This is a genomic window from Endothiovibrio diazotrophicus (genome assembly GCF_054657215.1).
The window spans coordinates 1-15,342 of record NZ_BAAHXB010000132.1; the positions used below are offsets into that span (position 1 = coordinate 1).

The 15,342-nt window shown below is 67.1% G+C and carries 11 protein-coding genes; 7 read left to right on the forward strand and 4 right to left on the reverse strand.

The window, feature by feature from the left end:
- The first annotated feature begins 31 nt into the window (after positions 1-31).
- The 5 genes from galE (at position 32) to ACYQ2W_RS22470 (ending at position 8,386) form a co-directional block, all read left to right on the forward strand.
- Positions 32-1,006: a UDP-glucose 4-epimerase GalE gene (galE, locus tag ACYQ2W_RS22450; RefSeq protein ID WP_459872503.1), complete on the forward strand. Its 975-nt coding sequence runs from the start codon at positions 32-34 to the stop codon at positions 1,004-1,006.
- A 266-nt stretch (positions 1,007-1,272) separates the two neighbouring features.
- A complete protein-coding gene (gene uvrA, locus ACYQ2W_RS22455; RefSeq protein WP_459872506.1) occupies positions 1,273-4,101 on the forward strand; it encodes an excinuclease ABC subunit UvrA in 2,829 nt (942 codons plus the stop codon).
- A gap of 382 nt (positions 4,102-4,483) precedes the next feature.
- Positions 4,484-5,521 carry a GGDEF domain-containing protein gene (locus tag ACYQ2W_RS22460; RefSeq protein ID WP_459872509.1) on the forward strand — a complete coding sequence of 346 codons (1,038 nt, stop codon included), beginning with the start codon at positions 4,484-4,486 and terminating at the stop codon, positions 5,519-5,521.
- Positions 5,522-5,583: 62 nt separating this feature from the next.
- Positions 5,584-6,471, forward strand: a complete 888-nt coding sequence (locus ACYQ2W_RS22465; protein ID WP_459872511.1) for an SLATT domain-containing protein — start codon at positions 5,584-5,586, stop codon at positions 6,469-6,471.
- Between the two features lie 319 nt (positions 6,472-6,790).
- Positions 6,791-8,386 carry an ABC-F family ATPase gene (locus ACYQ2W_RS22470; protein WP_459872514.1) on the forward strand — a complete coding sequence of 532 codons (1,596 nt, stop codon included), beginning with the start codon at positions 6,791-6,793 and terminating at the stop codon, positions 8,384-8,386.
- Between the two features lie 7 nt (positions 8,387-8,393).
- Here ACYQ2W_RS22470 and ACYQ2W_RS22475 read toward each other — a convergent pair whose 3' ends face one another.
- The 4 genes from ACYQ2W_RS22475 to ssb form a co-directional block, all read right to left on the reverse strand.
- A complete protein-coding gene (locus ACYQ2W_RS22475) occupies positions 8,394-8,798 on the reverse strand; it encodes a helix-turn-helix domain-containing protein (protein ID WP_459872531.1) in 405 nt (134 codons plus the stop codon).
- Between the two features lie 320 nt (positions 8,799-9,118).
- Positions 9,119-10,906, reverse strand: a complete 1,788-nt coding sequence (locus tag ACYQ2W_RS22480) for a methyl-accepting chemotaxis protein (RefSeq protein WP_459872517.1) — start codon at positions 10,904-10,906, stop codon at positions 9,119-9,121.
- A gap of 241 nt (positions 10,907-11,147) precedes the next feature.
- The gene (locus ACYQ2W_RS22485) at positions 11,148-12,815 is read right to left on the reverse strand and encodes a tetratricopeptide repeat protein (protein ID WP_459872519.1); all 1,668 of its coding nucleotides are present in this window, start codon (positions 12,813-12,815) and stop codon (positions 11,148-11,150) included.
- A 112-nt stretch (positions 12,816-12,927) separates the two neighbouring features.
- A complete protein-coding gene (ssb, locus tag ACYQ2W_RS22490; protein ID WP_459872522.1) occupies positions 12,928-13,551 on the reverse strand; it encodes a single-stranded DNA-binding protein in 624 nt (207 codons plus the stop codon).
- Between the two features lie 485 nt (positions 13,552-14,036).
- Between ssb and ACYQ2W_RS22495 the strand changes: the two genes are divergently transcribed.
- On the forward strand, positions 14,037-14,237 hold the full coding sequence (locus tag ACYQ2W_RS22495) for a hypothetical protein (RefSeq protein WP_459872525.1): 201 nt from the start codon (positions 14,037-14,039) through the stop codon (positions 14,235-14,237).
- Positions 14,238-14,500: 263 nt separating this feature from the next.
- On the forward strand, positions 14,501-15,187 hold the full coding sequence (locus ACYQ2W_RS22500; protein ID WP_459872528.1) for a response regulator: 687 nt from the start codon (positions 14,501-14,503) through the stop codon (positions 15,185-15,187).
- Positions 15,188-15,342: the final 155 nt, after the last annotated feature.

Here is a 15,342-nt window from a genome sequence, read left to right on the forward strand (position 1 = left end):
GGCGATTTGGCGGTCGGAGGTAGTGGATAGAATGACGACAGTCCTGGTGGTCGGCGGGGCCGGCTACATCGGTTCGCACATGGTCAAGGAGCTGCTGGCGCGCGGCCATCGGGTGGTGGTGCTCGACGACCTTTCCAAGGGGCATGCCGATGCCCTTCCCGGCGATGTACTGGTGCGCGGCAGTCTCGGTGATCGGGGGGTGCTCGATCGCCTCTTCGGCGAGCGGCGGATCGACGCGGTGATGCACTTCGCCGCCCTCTCCGAGGTGGGCGAGTCGATGGCGAGACCGGCCGCCTACTACCTCAACAACGTCGCCAACACCCTGGTGCTGCTCGATGCCATGCGCAGCCACGGGGTGATGCGCTTCATCTTCTCTTCCACCGCGGCGGTCTACGGGGAACCGCAGCGGGTGCCGATCGACGAGACCCATCCGCTGGCGCCGATCAGCCCCTACGGTTTCGGCAAATTCGCGGTGGAGCAGGCGCTGTGGGACTTCGATCGCGCCTACGGGCTGCGCTTCACCACCCTGCGTTACTTCAACGCCGCCGGGGCCGACCCCGCGGGGGAGCTGGGCGAGCGCCACGACCCGGAGAGCCACCTGATCCCGCTGGTGCTCCAGGCCGCCGCCGGCGAGCGCGAGTGCATCACCGTCTACGGCGAGGACTACGACACCCCGGACGGCACCTGCATCCGCGACTACGTCCACGTCGCCGACCTCTGCCAGGCCCACCGTTTGGCGTTGGAGGGGCTGCTCGCCGGGGCTGCCTCGGCGGTCTACAACCTGGGCAACGGCCAGGGCTTCTCGGTACGCGAGGTGATCGACACCGCCGCCCGGGTCACCGGTCTGGAGATCCCGCGGCGCATCGGTGAGCGGCGCCCCGGCGACCCGGCCCGTCTGGTGGCCGACAGCCGGCGGGCGCGGGAGGAGCTGGGCTGGCGCCCGGCCTACGCCGACCTGGCGACGATCATCGCCCACGCCTGGGCCTTCAAGCAGGGGACGCGCTGAGGGGGACCGTGCGGTAGGGTGGATAAGCGATAGCGCATCCACCAAAACGGGGGCAGCGGCTACCCGGAGGGATCGCGCTATCCGGTGGGCGCTACCCCGCGGGAATCGCCTGGTGTCCGGCGAGCGTCCGGTGGATGCGCTATCGCTTATCCACCCTACGATCCGCTCAAGGGGGCGAATCTGGTGAGTCGTCACCCCCGTGCTTTGCCCGGCGGCGGGCGCGGCGAATACAATACGCCGTTTACCCCGATCCCAGGCCCCTCCCTATGGACACCATCCGCATCCGTGGCGCGCGCACTCACAATCTCCAGAACATCGATCTGGAGCTGCCCCGCGACCGGCTGATCGTGATCACCGGCCTCTCCGGCTCGGGCAAGTCCTCGCTCGCCTTCGACACCATCTACGCCGAGGGGCAGCGGCGCTACGTGGAGTCGCTCTCCGCCTACGCCCGCCAGTTCCTGTCGATGATGGAGAAGCCCGACGTCGACCACATCGAGGGGCTCTCGCCGGCCATCTCCATCGAGCAGAAGTCCACCTCCCACAACCCCCGCTCCACCGTCGGCACGGTGACCGAGATCTACGACTACCTGCGCCTCCTGTTCGCCCGCGCCGGCCTGCCGCGCTGTCCCGAACACGACACCCCGCTGGAGGCGCAGACCGTCAGCCAGATGGTCGACCAGGTGATGGCGCTGCCCGAGGGGACCAAGCTGATGCTGCTCGCCCCGGTGGTCTCCGATCGCAAGGGGGAGCACCACAAGCTGCTCGACGAGCTGCGCGCCCAGGGCTTCGTCCGCGCGCGCATCGACGGGAAGGTGGTGGAGCTGGACGAGGCGCCGGAGCTGGATCTGCGGCGCAAGCACACCATCGAGGCGGTGGTCGACCGGGTCAAGGTTCGGCCCGACCTGGAGGGGCGGCTGGCGGATTCCTTCGAGACCGCGCTCAACCTCGCCGACGGCCTGGCGCGGGTCTCCTTCATGGACGACGCGGTGCGGCCCGAGCTGGTCTTCTCCGCCAAGTACGCCTGCCCCCACTGCGGTTACGCCCTGGCCGAATTGGAGCCGCGGCTCTTCTCCTTCAACAACCCGGTGGGTGCCTGCCCGGCGTGCGACGGCCTCGGGGTGGAGCAGTTCTTCGATCCGGAGCGGGTGATCGCCCACCCCGAGCTGAGTCTCGCCGGCGGCGCGGTGCGCGGCTGGGACCGGCGCAACGCCTACTACTTCAAGCTGATCCAGTCGCTGGGCGAACACTACGGATTCGACCCGGAGACCCCCTTCAATGAGCTGACCGAGGAGGCGCGCAACGTCGTCCTGTGGGGCAGCGGCAAGGAGGAGATCGAGTTCCGCTACCTCTCCGAGCGGGGAACCGAGACGCTGCGCCGCCACCCCTTCGAGGGGATCCTGCCCAACATGCAGCGGCGCTACCGCGAGACCGACTCCAACGTGGTGCGCGAGGAGCTGGCCAAGTACCACTCCAGCCACCCCTGTCCCCACTGCAAGGGGACCCGCCTCAACACCGCCGCCCGTCACGTCTTCGTCGCCGAGCGCACCCTGCCTGAGGTGACCGGACTGCCGGTGGGGCGCGCCCGCGAGTTCTTCGCCACGCTGACCCTGCCCGGCTGGCGCGGCGAGATCGCCGACAAGATCGTCAAGGAGATCGGCGACCGGCTCGAGTTCCTGGTCAACGTCGGTCTCGACTACCTGACCCTCGATCGCAGCGCCGAGACCCTCTCCGGCGGCGAGGCGCAGCGCATCCGCCTGGCGAGCCAGATCGGCTCCGGCCTGGTCGGGGTGATGTACGTCCTCGACGAGCCCTCCATCGGCCTCCATCAGCGCGACAACGAACGGCTGCTCGCCACCCTCGATCACCTGCGCGGACTGGGCAACACCGTGCTGGTGGTGGAGCACGACGAGGACGCCATCCGCGCCGCCGACTACGTGGTCGACATCGGCCCCGGCGCCGGCTGCCACGGCGGCCGGGTGGTGGCCGCCGGCACCCCCGAGGAGGTGGCCGCCAGCGAGGACTCACTCACCGGCCAGTACCTGTCGGGCCGCAAGAAGATTGCGGTGCCCGGCCAGCGGATGAGCCCCGACGCGGAGAAGCAGCTGGTGATCCGCGGCGCCTCCGGCCACAACCTGAAGGGGATCGACGTGGCCCTGCCGGTGGGGCTGTTCACCTGCGTCACCGGCGTCTCCGGCTCCGGCAAGTCGACGCTGATCAACGACACCCTGTTCCCGCTGGCCGCTCATCAATTGAACGGCGCCGGGCTCCACGACCACTCGCCCTACAAGGCGATCGACGGCCTCGACCACTTCGACAAGGTGGTGGACATCGACCAGAGCCCGATCGGCCGCACCCCGCGCTCCAACCCCGCCACCTACACCGGGCTGTTCACCCCGATCCGCGAACTCTTCGCCGGCACCCAGGAGGCGCGCGCCCGCGGCTACAAGCCGGGCCGCTTCTCCTTCAACGTCAAGGGGGGGCGCTGCGAAGCGTGCCAGGGCGACGGCCTGATCAAGGTGGAGATGCACTTCCTGCCCGACGTCTACGTGCCGTGCGACGTCTGCAAGGGGCAGCGCTACAACCGCGAGACCCTGGAGGTGCGCTACAAGGGCAAGAGCATCCACGAGGTGCTGGAGATGACGGTGGAGGAGGCGGTGGAGTTCTTCGCCCCGGTGCCGATGCTCGCCCGCAAACTCCAGACGCTGATGGATGTCGGCCTCAGCTACATCAAGATCGGCCAGAACGCGACGACGCTTTCCGGCGGCGAGGCGCAGCGGGTGAAGCTGGCCAAAGAGCTCTCCAAGCGCGACACCGGCAAGACCCTCTACATCCTCGACGAGCCGACCACCGGGCTGCACTTTCACGACATCGAACAGCTCCTCGGCATCCTCCACCGGCTGCGCGACCACGGCAACACCATCGTGGTGATCGAGCACAACCTGGACGTGATCAAGACCGCCGACTGGCTGGTGGATCTCGGCCCCGAGGGCGGGGACGGCGGCGGTAGCGTGGTCACCGAAGGGACCCCCGAGGCGGTCGCCGCCCACCCCGCCTCCCACACCGGGCGCTTCCTCAAGCCGCTGCTCGAACGCTGATCCGCCCGGCGCTCTGGAAGGAAACGCGGAGATCGCGGAGAAGAGGGATCGTGCTGGGTTGCTCCGAGTCGTTTCCGCAATGGTGCCATCGGAGCCCGTAGGTCGCCGCTACCGCGGCGACGCAAACGAAAGCAGCGGGGAACGGGTTTCGAAGTGCTTACCGATTCCCTCGTCGCTCCTACCGGACGGTCGACGCTTTTTCCGGAGGTTCATCCAATCCTATAGGACGGGCCGCGCCCGCCGTGGCGCTTCGAATGGCACCGAAATCGAAGACGCCACGTCAGTTGGTGGTCTGCTGCGAAAAGGTTGGGCAGGTGCGGAAAGCGCGGCATGGCGCACACGGCACGCCCTATACCTCGACTTGGCGAGGCTGGGTACTCCGATGAAAGACCAGTACAAATTCCGCAACGAACTGCTCAAACAGTACGTCTACCTCGGCCTGGCGGTCTCCCTGCTGATCGCCCCGGTGGAGTACGCGGCCGGGCTGCACGGTCTCGGTGCCACCCTCAACGTGTTCAGCCTGATCACCTTCTATCTGGTCTTCTCCGCCCGCTCCAGCGCCCGCTACCTGTTCAACTCCCGCCTCTTCATGGCGGCGATCTTCGTCCTCTTCACCGCCGGTTTCGTCTGGGGCGACCATCAGGCGGACAACAAATACTTCCTGCTCCTCTTCCCCATCGCCTCCTTCTCCATCCGCGGGGTGAAGGAGGGGACGGTCTGGTCCGCCCTTCTGCTGGCGCTGTTCATCGCCCTCTACTTCGCCTTTCCCGCAGACTACTTTCCCTACTCCTTCCTCTTCTTCGTCGTCGCCTTCTTCATGGTGGCCTACCTGCTCTACTTCTACCGCCACTTCGAGATGCTCAACTTCCACCACATCCACCAGGTCCATCAGGAGCTGGAGACCAGCTCGCGAACCGACTTCCTCACCGGGCTGGCCAACCGGCTGCGGCTCGACGCGGTGCTGGAAGAGGAGCAGCAGCGCAGCCGCCGTTTCCACCACCCCTTCGGCGTGATCCTGCTCGACGTTGATCATTTCAAGCGGGTCAACGACGGCCACGGCCACCCGGTGGGCGACCAGGTACTGGTGGAACTGGCAGGGTTGCTGCGGGAGAACGTCCGCGAGACCGACACCGTTGGCCGTTGGGGCGGAGAGGAGTTCATGGTGCTCTGTCCGGAGACCGACCTTGAAGAGGCGGCCGCCCTGGCCGGAGCGCTTCGCCGGGTGGTGGAAGCGCACCCCTTTCCGGTGGTGGGGAGGCAGAGCGCCAGCTTCGGCGTGGCCGCCTGTCGGCCGGGCGATCCGGTTGACGCCGTGGTAAGGCGTGCCGACGAGGCCCTCTACGCCGCCAAGGCGCGTGGGCGGAACCGGGTGGAGACGACCCCCGACGATCCATCCACCACGCTCAACGGAATCGGGTAACCTACACGCACCGTACAACAGCGATCCTGCCCCTTCCAGCCAACCGACGAAAGGAATCAACCATGAACCAAGAAGACGGGAAAGCCCAGATCGTCCCCTGCGCCCTCCATCGGGACTCCAACAACCGGCAGAACCTCAACCCCGACCTGATGCGGGTCGACGAGAGCGGATGCGTCATCGACGATCTGGAAAAGCTCGCCTGCCTGGTGGAGGGCAAGGCGATCCAGGCCGCCAACTGGTATCTCGCCCGCAAAGCGGTGCCCAAGCTCTTCTCCCAGTGGATTCGCGGCCTGGCCATCCTCGGCATCACCGCCGGCGGACTCATCACCGTGCTCCAGAGCATCGACCCGCAGGCCGGATGGGGGCACAACGGCTTCGTCGTCCTCGCCGTCGCCGGCGCGCTGCTCGGCCTCGACAAATACTTCGGTTTCTCCACCGCCTGGATGCGCTACATCAACGCGCAGTTGAAGATCCATCAACTGCTCGCCGAGTTCCAGATGGACTGGGCGCAGCTACGCCAGCAGTCGGGCGACGAGGCCACCGCCGAGCAGGAGCAAGTGATGCTGGAGCGGATCAAGGTCTTCCGCATGGCGATCCTCAAGCAGGTGGAGCAGGAGACCCAGGAGTGGATGAACGAGTTCAGGAACAGCATCGCCCAGCTCGACAAGGAGACCCAGCAGCGCACCGAGGCGCTGCGTCCCGGTGGCGTCGCGGTGGCGGTGAGCAACGCCGAAGGGATCGACCAGGGCACCCTCAAGCTCTTCGTCGACGCCACCTCCCGCGGCGCGTTCCAAGGCGACCACACCACCATCAAGTCCCTGATGCCGGGCGCCTACACCATCCGGGTGGAGGGGACCCGGGGCGGCCAGCCGGTGAACGCCTCCGGCAACGTCACGGTCGCCGCGGGCACCACCGTCCCCGTCACCCTCACCCTGCCGGCCGCCACCTGACAGGCGCAATCGCCGGGAAGCGGGCGCCCGCCCGCTTCCGTCGGGGTAGGTCGCCGCTACCGCGGCGACGCCAACGGAGGCAGCGGCGGGTAGGTTGCGAGGCCCATTCCGAATTCCCCGATGTCCCGCTCGGCCGGTTGCGGCACGGGCCTTCCCGTCGCCGCCGCTATTCCCGTCGCCGAAGCATCGTCCGGTTTTTGCCCGCCGCCGCGGATATGAGAGAATGCGCCCCTTCGCGGGGCCGCTTTGCCCCATCCCCCTATCACCCGGTTTTCGCCCGCCTTTCGGGCAACCCTCTGTCATTTAGGGAATTCCATTCGTGCTCACCACCGCCAATCTCACCATCCAGTTCGGGGCCAAGCCCCTCTTCGAGAACGTCTCCGTCAAGTTCGGCGACGGCAATCGCTACGGCCTGATCGGCGCCAACGGCTGCGGCAAGTCGACCCTGATGAAGATCCTCGGCGGCGACCTGGAGCCGACCCACGGCACGGTGAGCCACGAGCCGGACGAGCGCCTCGGCAAGCTGCGCCAGGATCAGTTCGCCTACGAGGAGTACACGGTGATCGACACCGTGATCATGGGCCACGCCGAGCTGTGGGAGATCAAGCGCGAGCGCGACCGCATCTACTCGCTGCCGGAGATGACCGAGGAGGACGGCATGAAGGTGGCCGAGCTGGAGGTGGCCTTCGCCGAGCTGGACGGCTACACCGCCGAGTCCCGCGCCGGCGAGCTGCTGCTCGGCCTCGACATCCCGATCGAGCAGCACACCGGCCTGATGAGCGCGGTGGCGCCGGGCTGGAAGCTGCGCGTGCTGCTCGCCCAGGCGCTGTTTGCCGACCCCGACATCCTGCTCCTCGACGAGCCCACCAACAACCTCGACATCAACACCATCCGCTGGCTGGAGGGGGTGCTCAACGCGCGCAACTCCACCATGATCATCATCTCCCACGACCGCCACTTCCTGAACAGCGTCTGCACCCACATGGCGGACCTCGACTACGGCGAGCTGCGCGTCTACCCCGGCAACTACGACGACTACATGCTCGCCTCGACTCAGGCGCGCGAGCGGCTGCTCGCCGACAACGCCAAGAAGAAGGCGCAGATCAAGGAGCTGCAGACCTTCGTCTCGCGCTTCTCGGCCAACGCCTCGAAGGCTAAGCAGGCCACCTCGCGGGCCAAGCAGATGGAGAAGATCCAGCTCGAGGAGGTGAAGCCCTCCAGCCGGGTCAACCCGTTCATCCGCTTCGAGCAGGAGAAGAAGCTGTTCCGCAACGCCCTCGAGGTGAGCGGGCTGACCAAGGGCTACGGCGAGGCGCCGCCGCTGTTCAAGGACCTCGACCTGCTGGTCGAGGTGGGCGAGCGGATCGCGGTGATCGGCCCCAACGGCATCGGCAAGACTACGCTGCTGCGCTGCCTGGTCCACGACCTGGAGTTCGACGCGGGGACGGTGAAGTACTCGGAGAACGCCGAGGTGGGCTACTTCGCCCAGGACCATGCGGCGGACTTCGCCAACGCCATGAGCCTCTACGACTGGATGTCGCGCTGGGCCAGGGAGGGGGACGACGAGCAGGCGATCCGCGGTACGCTGGGCCGGCTGCTGTTCTCCTCCCACGACAGCACCAAATCGGTGAAGGTGATCTCCGGCGGCGAGCAGGGGCGCATGCTGTTCGGCAAGCTGATCCTGCAGAAGCCCAACATCCTGGTGATGGACGAGCCCACCAACCACCTCGACATGGAGTCGATCGAGTCGCTGAACCTGGCGCTGGAGGAGTACCCCGGTACCCTGATCTTCGTCAGCCACGACCGCGAATTCGTCTCCTCGCTGGCGACTCGGGTGATCGAGATGAAGCCCGAGGGCATCGTCGACTACCGCGGCGGTTACGAGGAGTACCTGCGCAGTCAGGGGGTGGAGTAGGGGGAGGTCAGTCGTCGAGGAAGAGATCGGCGGAGACCCCGAACCGCTTGCGCAGGGCCGCCACTTGGCGCAGGTTGAGCGTGCGCTTGCCGCGTAGCAGCTCGGAGATGACGCTCTGCGGCCCCACCTCCGGCAGCTGGCTTTGCGTCAGGCCGTGGCTCTCCATCAGGTAGCGCAGCATCTCGATGCCGCTCACCTCGGGTAGCGGGTGGTGGCGCTCGTCGTAGCGTTGGAGTAGCGCGGTGAGCAGGTCGAGGAGCCCGTGGAGCGGGTGGTCGGGCTGCTCCGCGCCACGCTCGATCAGCGTCTCGACCCGCTCCACCGCCGCATCGTATTCCGCCTCGTCGCGGATCGACAGCAGCGGCTCGACGCGGCTCCAGAGACCCTCCAGATGGTCGGCCAGCACGATCATTTCCACGCCCCCCGGTCGTATTCGCGGGCGGAATTCGGAACGGTTGTGCGGAAATTCTGATCGATGGGGGACGGGGCAGCGGAAAGGCCGCGTCGGCCACAGGCCGACCTATAGGGCGTGCCGTGCGCGCCATGGTGGGCGGAGGCGCCCGTAGGGGAGGGGAGCAGGCGCTTTCCGGTCGCCGCCTTCGTTTGGCTGGTGCGCCTCCTGTCGTCGGCACACCCTACGCATTCTATCGGGGTCTGTTGCGACCCCGGCGCAAGCCAGGCAGCGCAATCATCCGAACACACACGGGATTCGCGCCCCAAGCGCGAATCCCGCTAGACGTCGAACTGGCCGACGATCTCTTCCAGCTCGTGGGCGCGCCGGGCGATCTGGGCGCCGGCGGCGGCGGTCTCCTCGGCACTCTGCACGGTCTGTTGCGACAGCTCGCTGATCCGCGCCAGCTTGCCGTCGATCTCCAGCGCCACCCCGGACTGCTCTTCGGCGGCGGCGGCCACCTGGGTGTTCATCGCGTTGATGTTGCCCACCACCGTGGCGATGCCGCGCAGCGCCTCGCCCGCCCCGTCGGCCTGGCGCACGCTCTCCTCCACCTTGCCGGTGCCCTGGTGCATGGTCTGCACCGCGTCGCGGGTGCCCGCCTGGAGCCGTTCGATCATCTGCTGGATCTGCTGGGTCGACTCCTGGGTGCGCGCGGCGAGGCTGCGCACCTCGTCGGCCACCACCGCGAAGCCGCGCCCCTGGTCGCCGGCGCGGGCCGCCTCGATGGCGGCGTTGAGCGCCAGCAGGTTGGTCTGTTCGGCGATACCGCCGATCACGTCGAGGATCGAGCCGATCGCCTGGCTCTCCTCGCCCAGCCGCTCGATCACCGCGGTGGCGGCATCCACCTGATCGGCCAGCCCCTTGATCGAGGCGATCGACTGCTCCATCACCTTGCGCCCCTCGACGGTCCCCTGGTTGGCCTCGCTGGCCGCCCTGGCGCCTTCGAGGGTCTCGCGGGCCACCTCGGCGATGGTCTCGGCCATGCGGCTCATGGCGCGGGCCACCTCGGCGGTCTCCGACTGCTGGGCGCCCATGCCGTCGCGGGTCTGGGCGGTCATCGCGGTGAGCTGGGTGCCCGCCGAGACCAGGGTGGCGGAGGATTCGGCGATCCGCCCGATCAGGGTGCGCAGCCGCGCCTGCATCATCTTCAGCGCTTGCAGCATCTGGCCGATCTCGTCCAGGTGGCGCACCTTGATCGCCTGCTTCAGATCGCCGCCGGCGATCCCCTTGGCGATCTCCATCACCTGGAACATTGGGCCGATCACATGGCGACTGAGCAGGGAGCCGGTGACCAGAATGACCACCAGGCCGGCGAGGCAGATGGCGATCACCGCGTTGCGGGTGATCTCGGCGACCTGCTTCGCCTGCACGTAGCGGCTCTGGTCCTGCTTCATCTGCGCCAGATGTTCGCGCACCGCGGCGGCCAGCGCGGCGCCGCCGTCGGCTTGCTGCGGCGCCGCCGCCAGGCGGGCCAGCTGCTCCATGGATGGCTGGGGGCCCTCGAGGTTGGCGAAGTGTTGATTGATAACGTTGCTGCCGGCGACCCCGGTGACGCCGGCGGCCAGCGCCAGCAGGCCGAGCAGCACCAGGGCGGCGAAGATACGCACCTTCAGGCCGAGGTCGAAGATGCCGCGACCGCTCGGCAGCTCCTTGACCTTCCCCTCGTTCATCTTGCGGTAGAGGATGTCGGCCTGCTCGATCTGTTCGCGGCTGGGACGGGTGCGCACCGACTGGTAGCCGGCCAGACGCGGCCCCTCGTAGAGCGGGGTGACGAAGGCGTCGACCCAGTAGTGGTCGCCGTTCTTGCAGCGGTTCTTGACCACGCCGCTCCACGCCTTGCCGGCCTTGACCGTGTCCCACAGCTGCTGGAACGCCTGCGGCGGCATGTCCGGATGGCGGACGATGTTGTGGTTCTTGCCGAGGAGCTCCTCCTCGCTGAAGCCGGAGACGTCGAGGAAGTCGCGGTTGACGTAGGTGATGATCCCCTTCGGGTCGGTCATGGAGACGATGGCCACCGTATCGTCGTAGGTCCGCTCGCGTTGGGTGATCGGCAGATTCTTCTTCATGGGGCGGGGTCTCCGTCGTCTGGCGTCCTTCAGGAAAACCGTATTCTAAGCGTGTAGTTGTAAGGAATCACACCTACTGGCGACCGGTATGGTAATCGTTTTGGTTACGTTGAACGAAGAAATTTCCTACGAAAATCCCTCCTCCGATTGTCGAGTGCGGCGCTAGAAGTAACGGATAGGTGACAAATGCGGTTTTGGCGAGGGTAGATGCCCTTCGTGGTGGTGCCGGGGGCACGCCTTCTCATCCCGCCCGGGATTCAACGAACTTCACCAGCTCCGCGCGCGCCCTGTTCACGACCCCTTCCCAGTCTCCCGCGGCCTCCTGCCGGAACAGGCGTGCCGTCGGATACCACGGCGTCGTCTCCTGGTCGACGCCCCACCGCCACTCCGCGCAGGAGTGCAGCAGGATCCAGGTGGGGCAGCCGAGGGCGCCGGCCAGGTGGGCGACCGCGGTGTCCGAGGTGATGATCAGGTCGCAGCGCTCCATGATCGCCGCCACCTCTTCGAAGGCCAGCACCTCGCCGATGGCGTCCTGGTGGTCGACGAAGCGGTCGCGGAACGCACACTGCGCCAACTGCTCGGAGCCCGCGCCCCGCTGCAGGGAGAGGAGTTCGACGCCGGGGAGGGTCGCCAGCGGATGGAGATCGGCCAGCGGGAAGGAGCGACCGCGACGGGACTCGAATTCGGCGTTGGGGTTCCCCTGCCAGTTGATCCCGACGACGATCCGCTCGCCACTGGGCAGCAGCGGGAGCAGCCGCTGTCGCACCGCAGGGTCCACCCGGAGATAGGGGGCCTGGACGATCGGGCGTTCACGGGACACCCCGAGAACGCCCGGCACGGAGAGCAGCGGAAACCAGCGCGCGTTGCGCTCCGTCTGCCCTGCGCCGAGCGGGAGCGGATAGAGGCGGTCGAAGATCCCCGCCGCCTCGATGAGCCGGATCAGCTTGGGGGGGACCGCCAGCGAGACCGACGGCAGGCGCTTCTTCAGTTCGATCCCGTAGCGGAGGAACTGCAGGGTGTCGCCGAGCCCCTGTTCGTGAACCAGGATCAGCTCGTCGCCCAGGTCGAAGGAGCCGTCCCAGCGCGGGAGGTGAGGCGGGAACTCCGTCGATACGCCGGTGGCCCCGAAGCGCCACTCGTATTCCCGCCAACCCTCCTCGAAATCGCCCAGCTCCAGCAGGATCGAGGCGAGGGCGAAGTGGCCGTCCGCGTTGTGCGGCTCCAGCTCGTTGGCGCGGCGGAGGTGGGCGAGCGCCTCCGGGTAGTTGCCGATCTCCCGATAGCTGTTGCCGAGGTTGCGGTGGTAGCGGGCGCTCTCCGGTTGCAGGGCGATCGCCTGCCGATAGAGTTCGATCGCCCTCTCCAGGTCGTCGTTGGCGCGGCAGATGTTGGCCAGATTGGAGTAGGAGGAGGAATAGTCGGGGTGGGCCGCGATCGCGGTGTGGAGCCGTTCCACCGCCTCGGCGACCCGCCCCTCGTCGAACAGGGTGAGCCCCAGGTTGTTGAGCGAGACCGGGTTGTCCGGGGATTTGCGCAGCGCCCGCTCATAGCGCTCGATCGCCGCCGCCCGTTGGCCGCCGGCGGCGTAGGCATCGCCGCTCATGTTCAGCAGCGACGGGTCTTCGGGGTGCGCCTTGAGCAGCGCCTCGCTCTCCGCGATCACCTCGCCGAGGCGGCCCGCTTCGAAGAGCCGGTTCAGGCGGTCCAGGGTCTCCCGGGGTGAGGGCAGGAGGCCCAGTCGGCTCCGTCGGCGCTGCAACTCCTGGAGCCCCTTCTTCGCCTTCTTGTTCTTCGGGTCGGCACCGAGGATTCGGGTGAAGAGGGTGTCGGCACTCTCCAGGTCGCCGCGCTTCAGGGCGGCGTTCGCCCGGGAAAGGGCTTGCTCTAGGGTCAGGGTCTCGTGGCTCATGCGCGCTGCTCCGGTCATTCAACCGTCCGGCGGGTGGGTGCCGCGGTGTGGCTACGGCTCTCTACAAAAAAGCCCCGCATGGCGGGGCTTTCGGTCGATGGTCCGACAGGCTCTAGAACGGGATGTCGTCGTCGAAATCGTCCATCGGATTGTTTTGCGGCGGGTTGTTCTGGGGCGGGGTGTTTTGTGGCGGGGTGTTTTGCGGCGGGGTGTTTTGCGGCGGGCGCTGGCCGCCACCGCGCTGACCGCCGCCGCCGTAGCCGCCGCCTCCCTGGCCGCCACCGTAACCGCCACCGCCCTGACCACCGCTGTAGCCGCCACCCTGGCCGCCGCCATAGCTGTCGTCATAGCCGCCACCGCCACCGCCGCCGTAACCGCCGCCGCCCTGGCCGCCGCCGCCGCGGCTGCCGAGCATCTGCATCTCATTGGCGACGATCTCGGTGGTGTAGCGATCCTGGCCGTCCTGACCCTGCCACTTGCGGGTGCGCAGGCTGCCCTCGACGTAGACCTGGGAGCCCTTGCGCAGGTATTCGCCGGCGATCTCCGCCAGGCGGTTGAAGAAGACCACCCGGTGCCACTCGGTGCGCTCCTGCTGCTCGCCGGTCTGCTTGTCCTTCCAGCTCTCGCTGGTGGCGATGGTGATGTTGGTCACCGCGCTGCCCGAGGGCATGTACTTCACTTCGGGATCCTTGCCGAGGTTGCCGACGAGAATGACTTTGTTGATGCCCCTGGCCATGGTTCGGGTCCTGCTGCTGTGCTGAGTTCAAGGGAGCCCCGCCGGACGGCTTGGCCGGCGGCGGGGCGGACCATTCTAAAGAAGGGCGGCGGTTCCGGCTAGGGTGGGGAAAATTCTTACGGGGGATCAGACAAGCTTGATGGGGCAAAGGGGGTGTTTCTTATTCGTTTGTCTTACCGTTGATGACGATGAGGAATTCCGCATCGTTCCGGCAGGCACGGAATTTATCGCCGGAGGCCGCGAGTTCAAGGGAAGATCTGTTGCCGTCAGTCACGGCTTACTATCCCCGGCGACGATCCCGACGGGGTGGCGGGCATGATCAACGTGAGTGACGCGGTGCGCGTGGCGTTCGCCGAGGTGACGGAATCGGGGGGATTTACATGGCTTTACATTGGACTGACACACCCTTGCGGCGTGATCCGTAGACTCTCAACCAGACCAATACGGTCGGATCGAACATCCAGGAACACAACGGCGACGGCTACGTGGACGTGGACGCGGACGAGATGGTTGCCGAGGAGACGGCGCGGGCCACCGAGCGCTTCACCCTGCTCGACAGCGATGCCGACGGCTACCTGAGCGAAGAGGAGCAGAGCGCTGGGCGTACCGCCTCGTTCGAAGTGCACCAGGCGCGGATGGCGTGCATGATGGAGTTGCGTGGCGACGACGCCCTTCTTCTTCACTAGGAATTTTCCAGCGAAAATTCCTGGATTGACGAAGAGAATGGAAGGCGGGCCGCAGGCCCGCCTTCGGCCGTTGGCATAGTGGTTGAGAACTCTCCACAATTAGCCTGAAGCCTGAAGCCTGAAGCCGTAGGGTGGATAAGCGATAGCGCATCTGCCCCGGGCGCTGGTCGGATGGGACAATCCTCAACGGGTAGGCACTGCCTCCGTTTTGGTGGATGCGCGATCGCTTATCCACCCTACGCTGCTGACACTTGATATCTGACATGCACCGATTGCTGCTAGCCGACGACGACCGCGACCTCTGCAACATGCTGAGCGACTTCCTGCTCGGCGAGGGGTTCCAGTGCGAATGTGCCTACGATGGCGAAAGCGCCCTGGCCCGCGTCCTGGCCGAGGAGTTCGATGCCCTGGTGCTCGACGTGATGATGCCGGGGATCAATGGTTTCGAGGTGCTGCGCCGGTTGCGCGAACAGCGGCCCATTCCGGTGCTGATGCTCACCGCCCGCGGCGAGGAGACCGATTCGATCATCGGCCTGGAGATCGGTGCCGACGACTACCTGGCCAAGCCGTGCAGCCCGAAGGTGCTCGCCGCCCGGCTGCGCGCGGTGCTGCGCCGGGCAGAGGGGAACCGCGAGCGGCCGGTCGCCGTGGAGGGGATCGAGGTGGCGGGGGTGACTCTCCACCCCGGCGCCCGCCACGCGGCGGTTGACGGCCGCGAGCTGGAGCTGACCAGCGCCGAGTTCAACATGCTGGAGCTGCTGATCCGCGACGCCGGCCAGGTGGTGAGCAAGGAGGTGCTCTCCGAGAAGGGGCTGGGGCGGCGGTTGATGCCCTACGACCGCAGCGTCGACATGCACATCAGCAACCTGCGCAAGAAGCTCGGCGGCGAGGGCAGTCAGCGGATCCGTACCGTGCGCGGCAGTGGCTATCTCTTCGCGTTGCCGTACTGAAGGTGTCAGGTTTCAGGCGTCGGGTTTCAGGGAAGAAGGTATGGTGGGCATAGGGTGGGCCGTGCCCTCCGCACGGCGGTGGATAGGAACTGGCGCTCGGGTGTGCCTCCCTCCTCACCTGTGGGAGCGGCCTTTAGGCCGCGATGGTTGGGAAG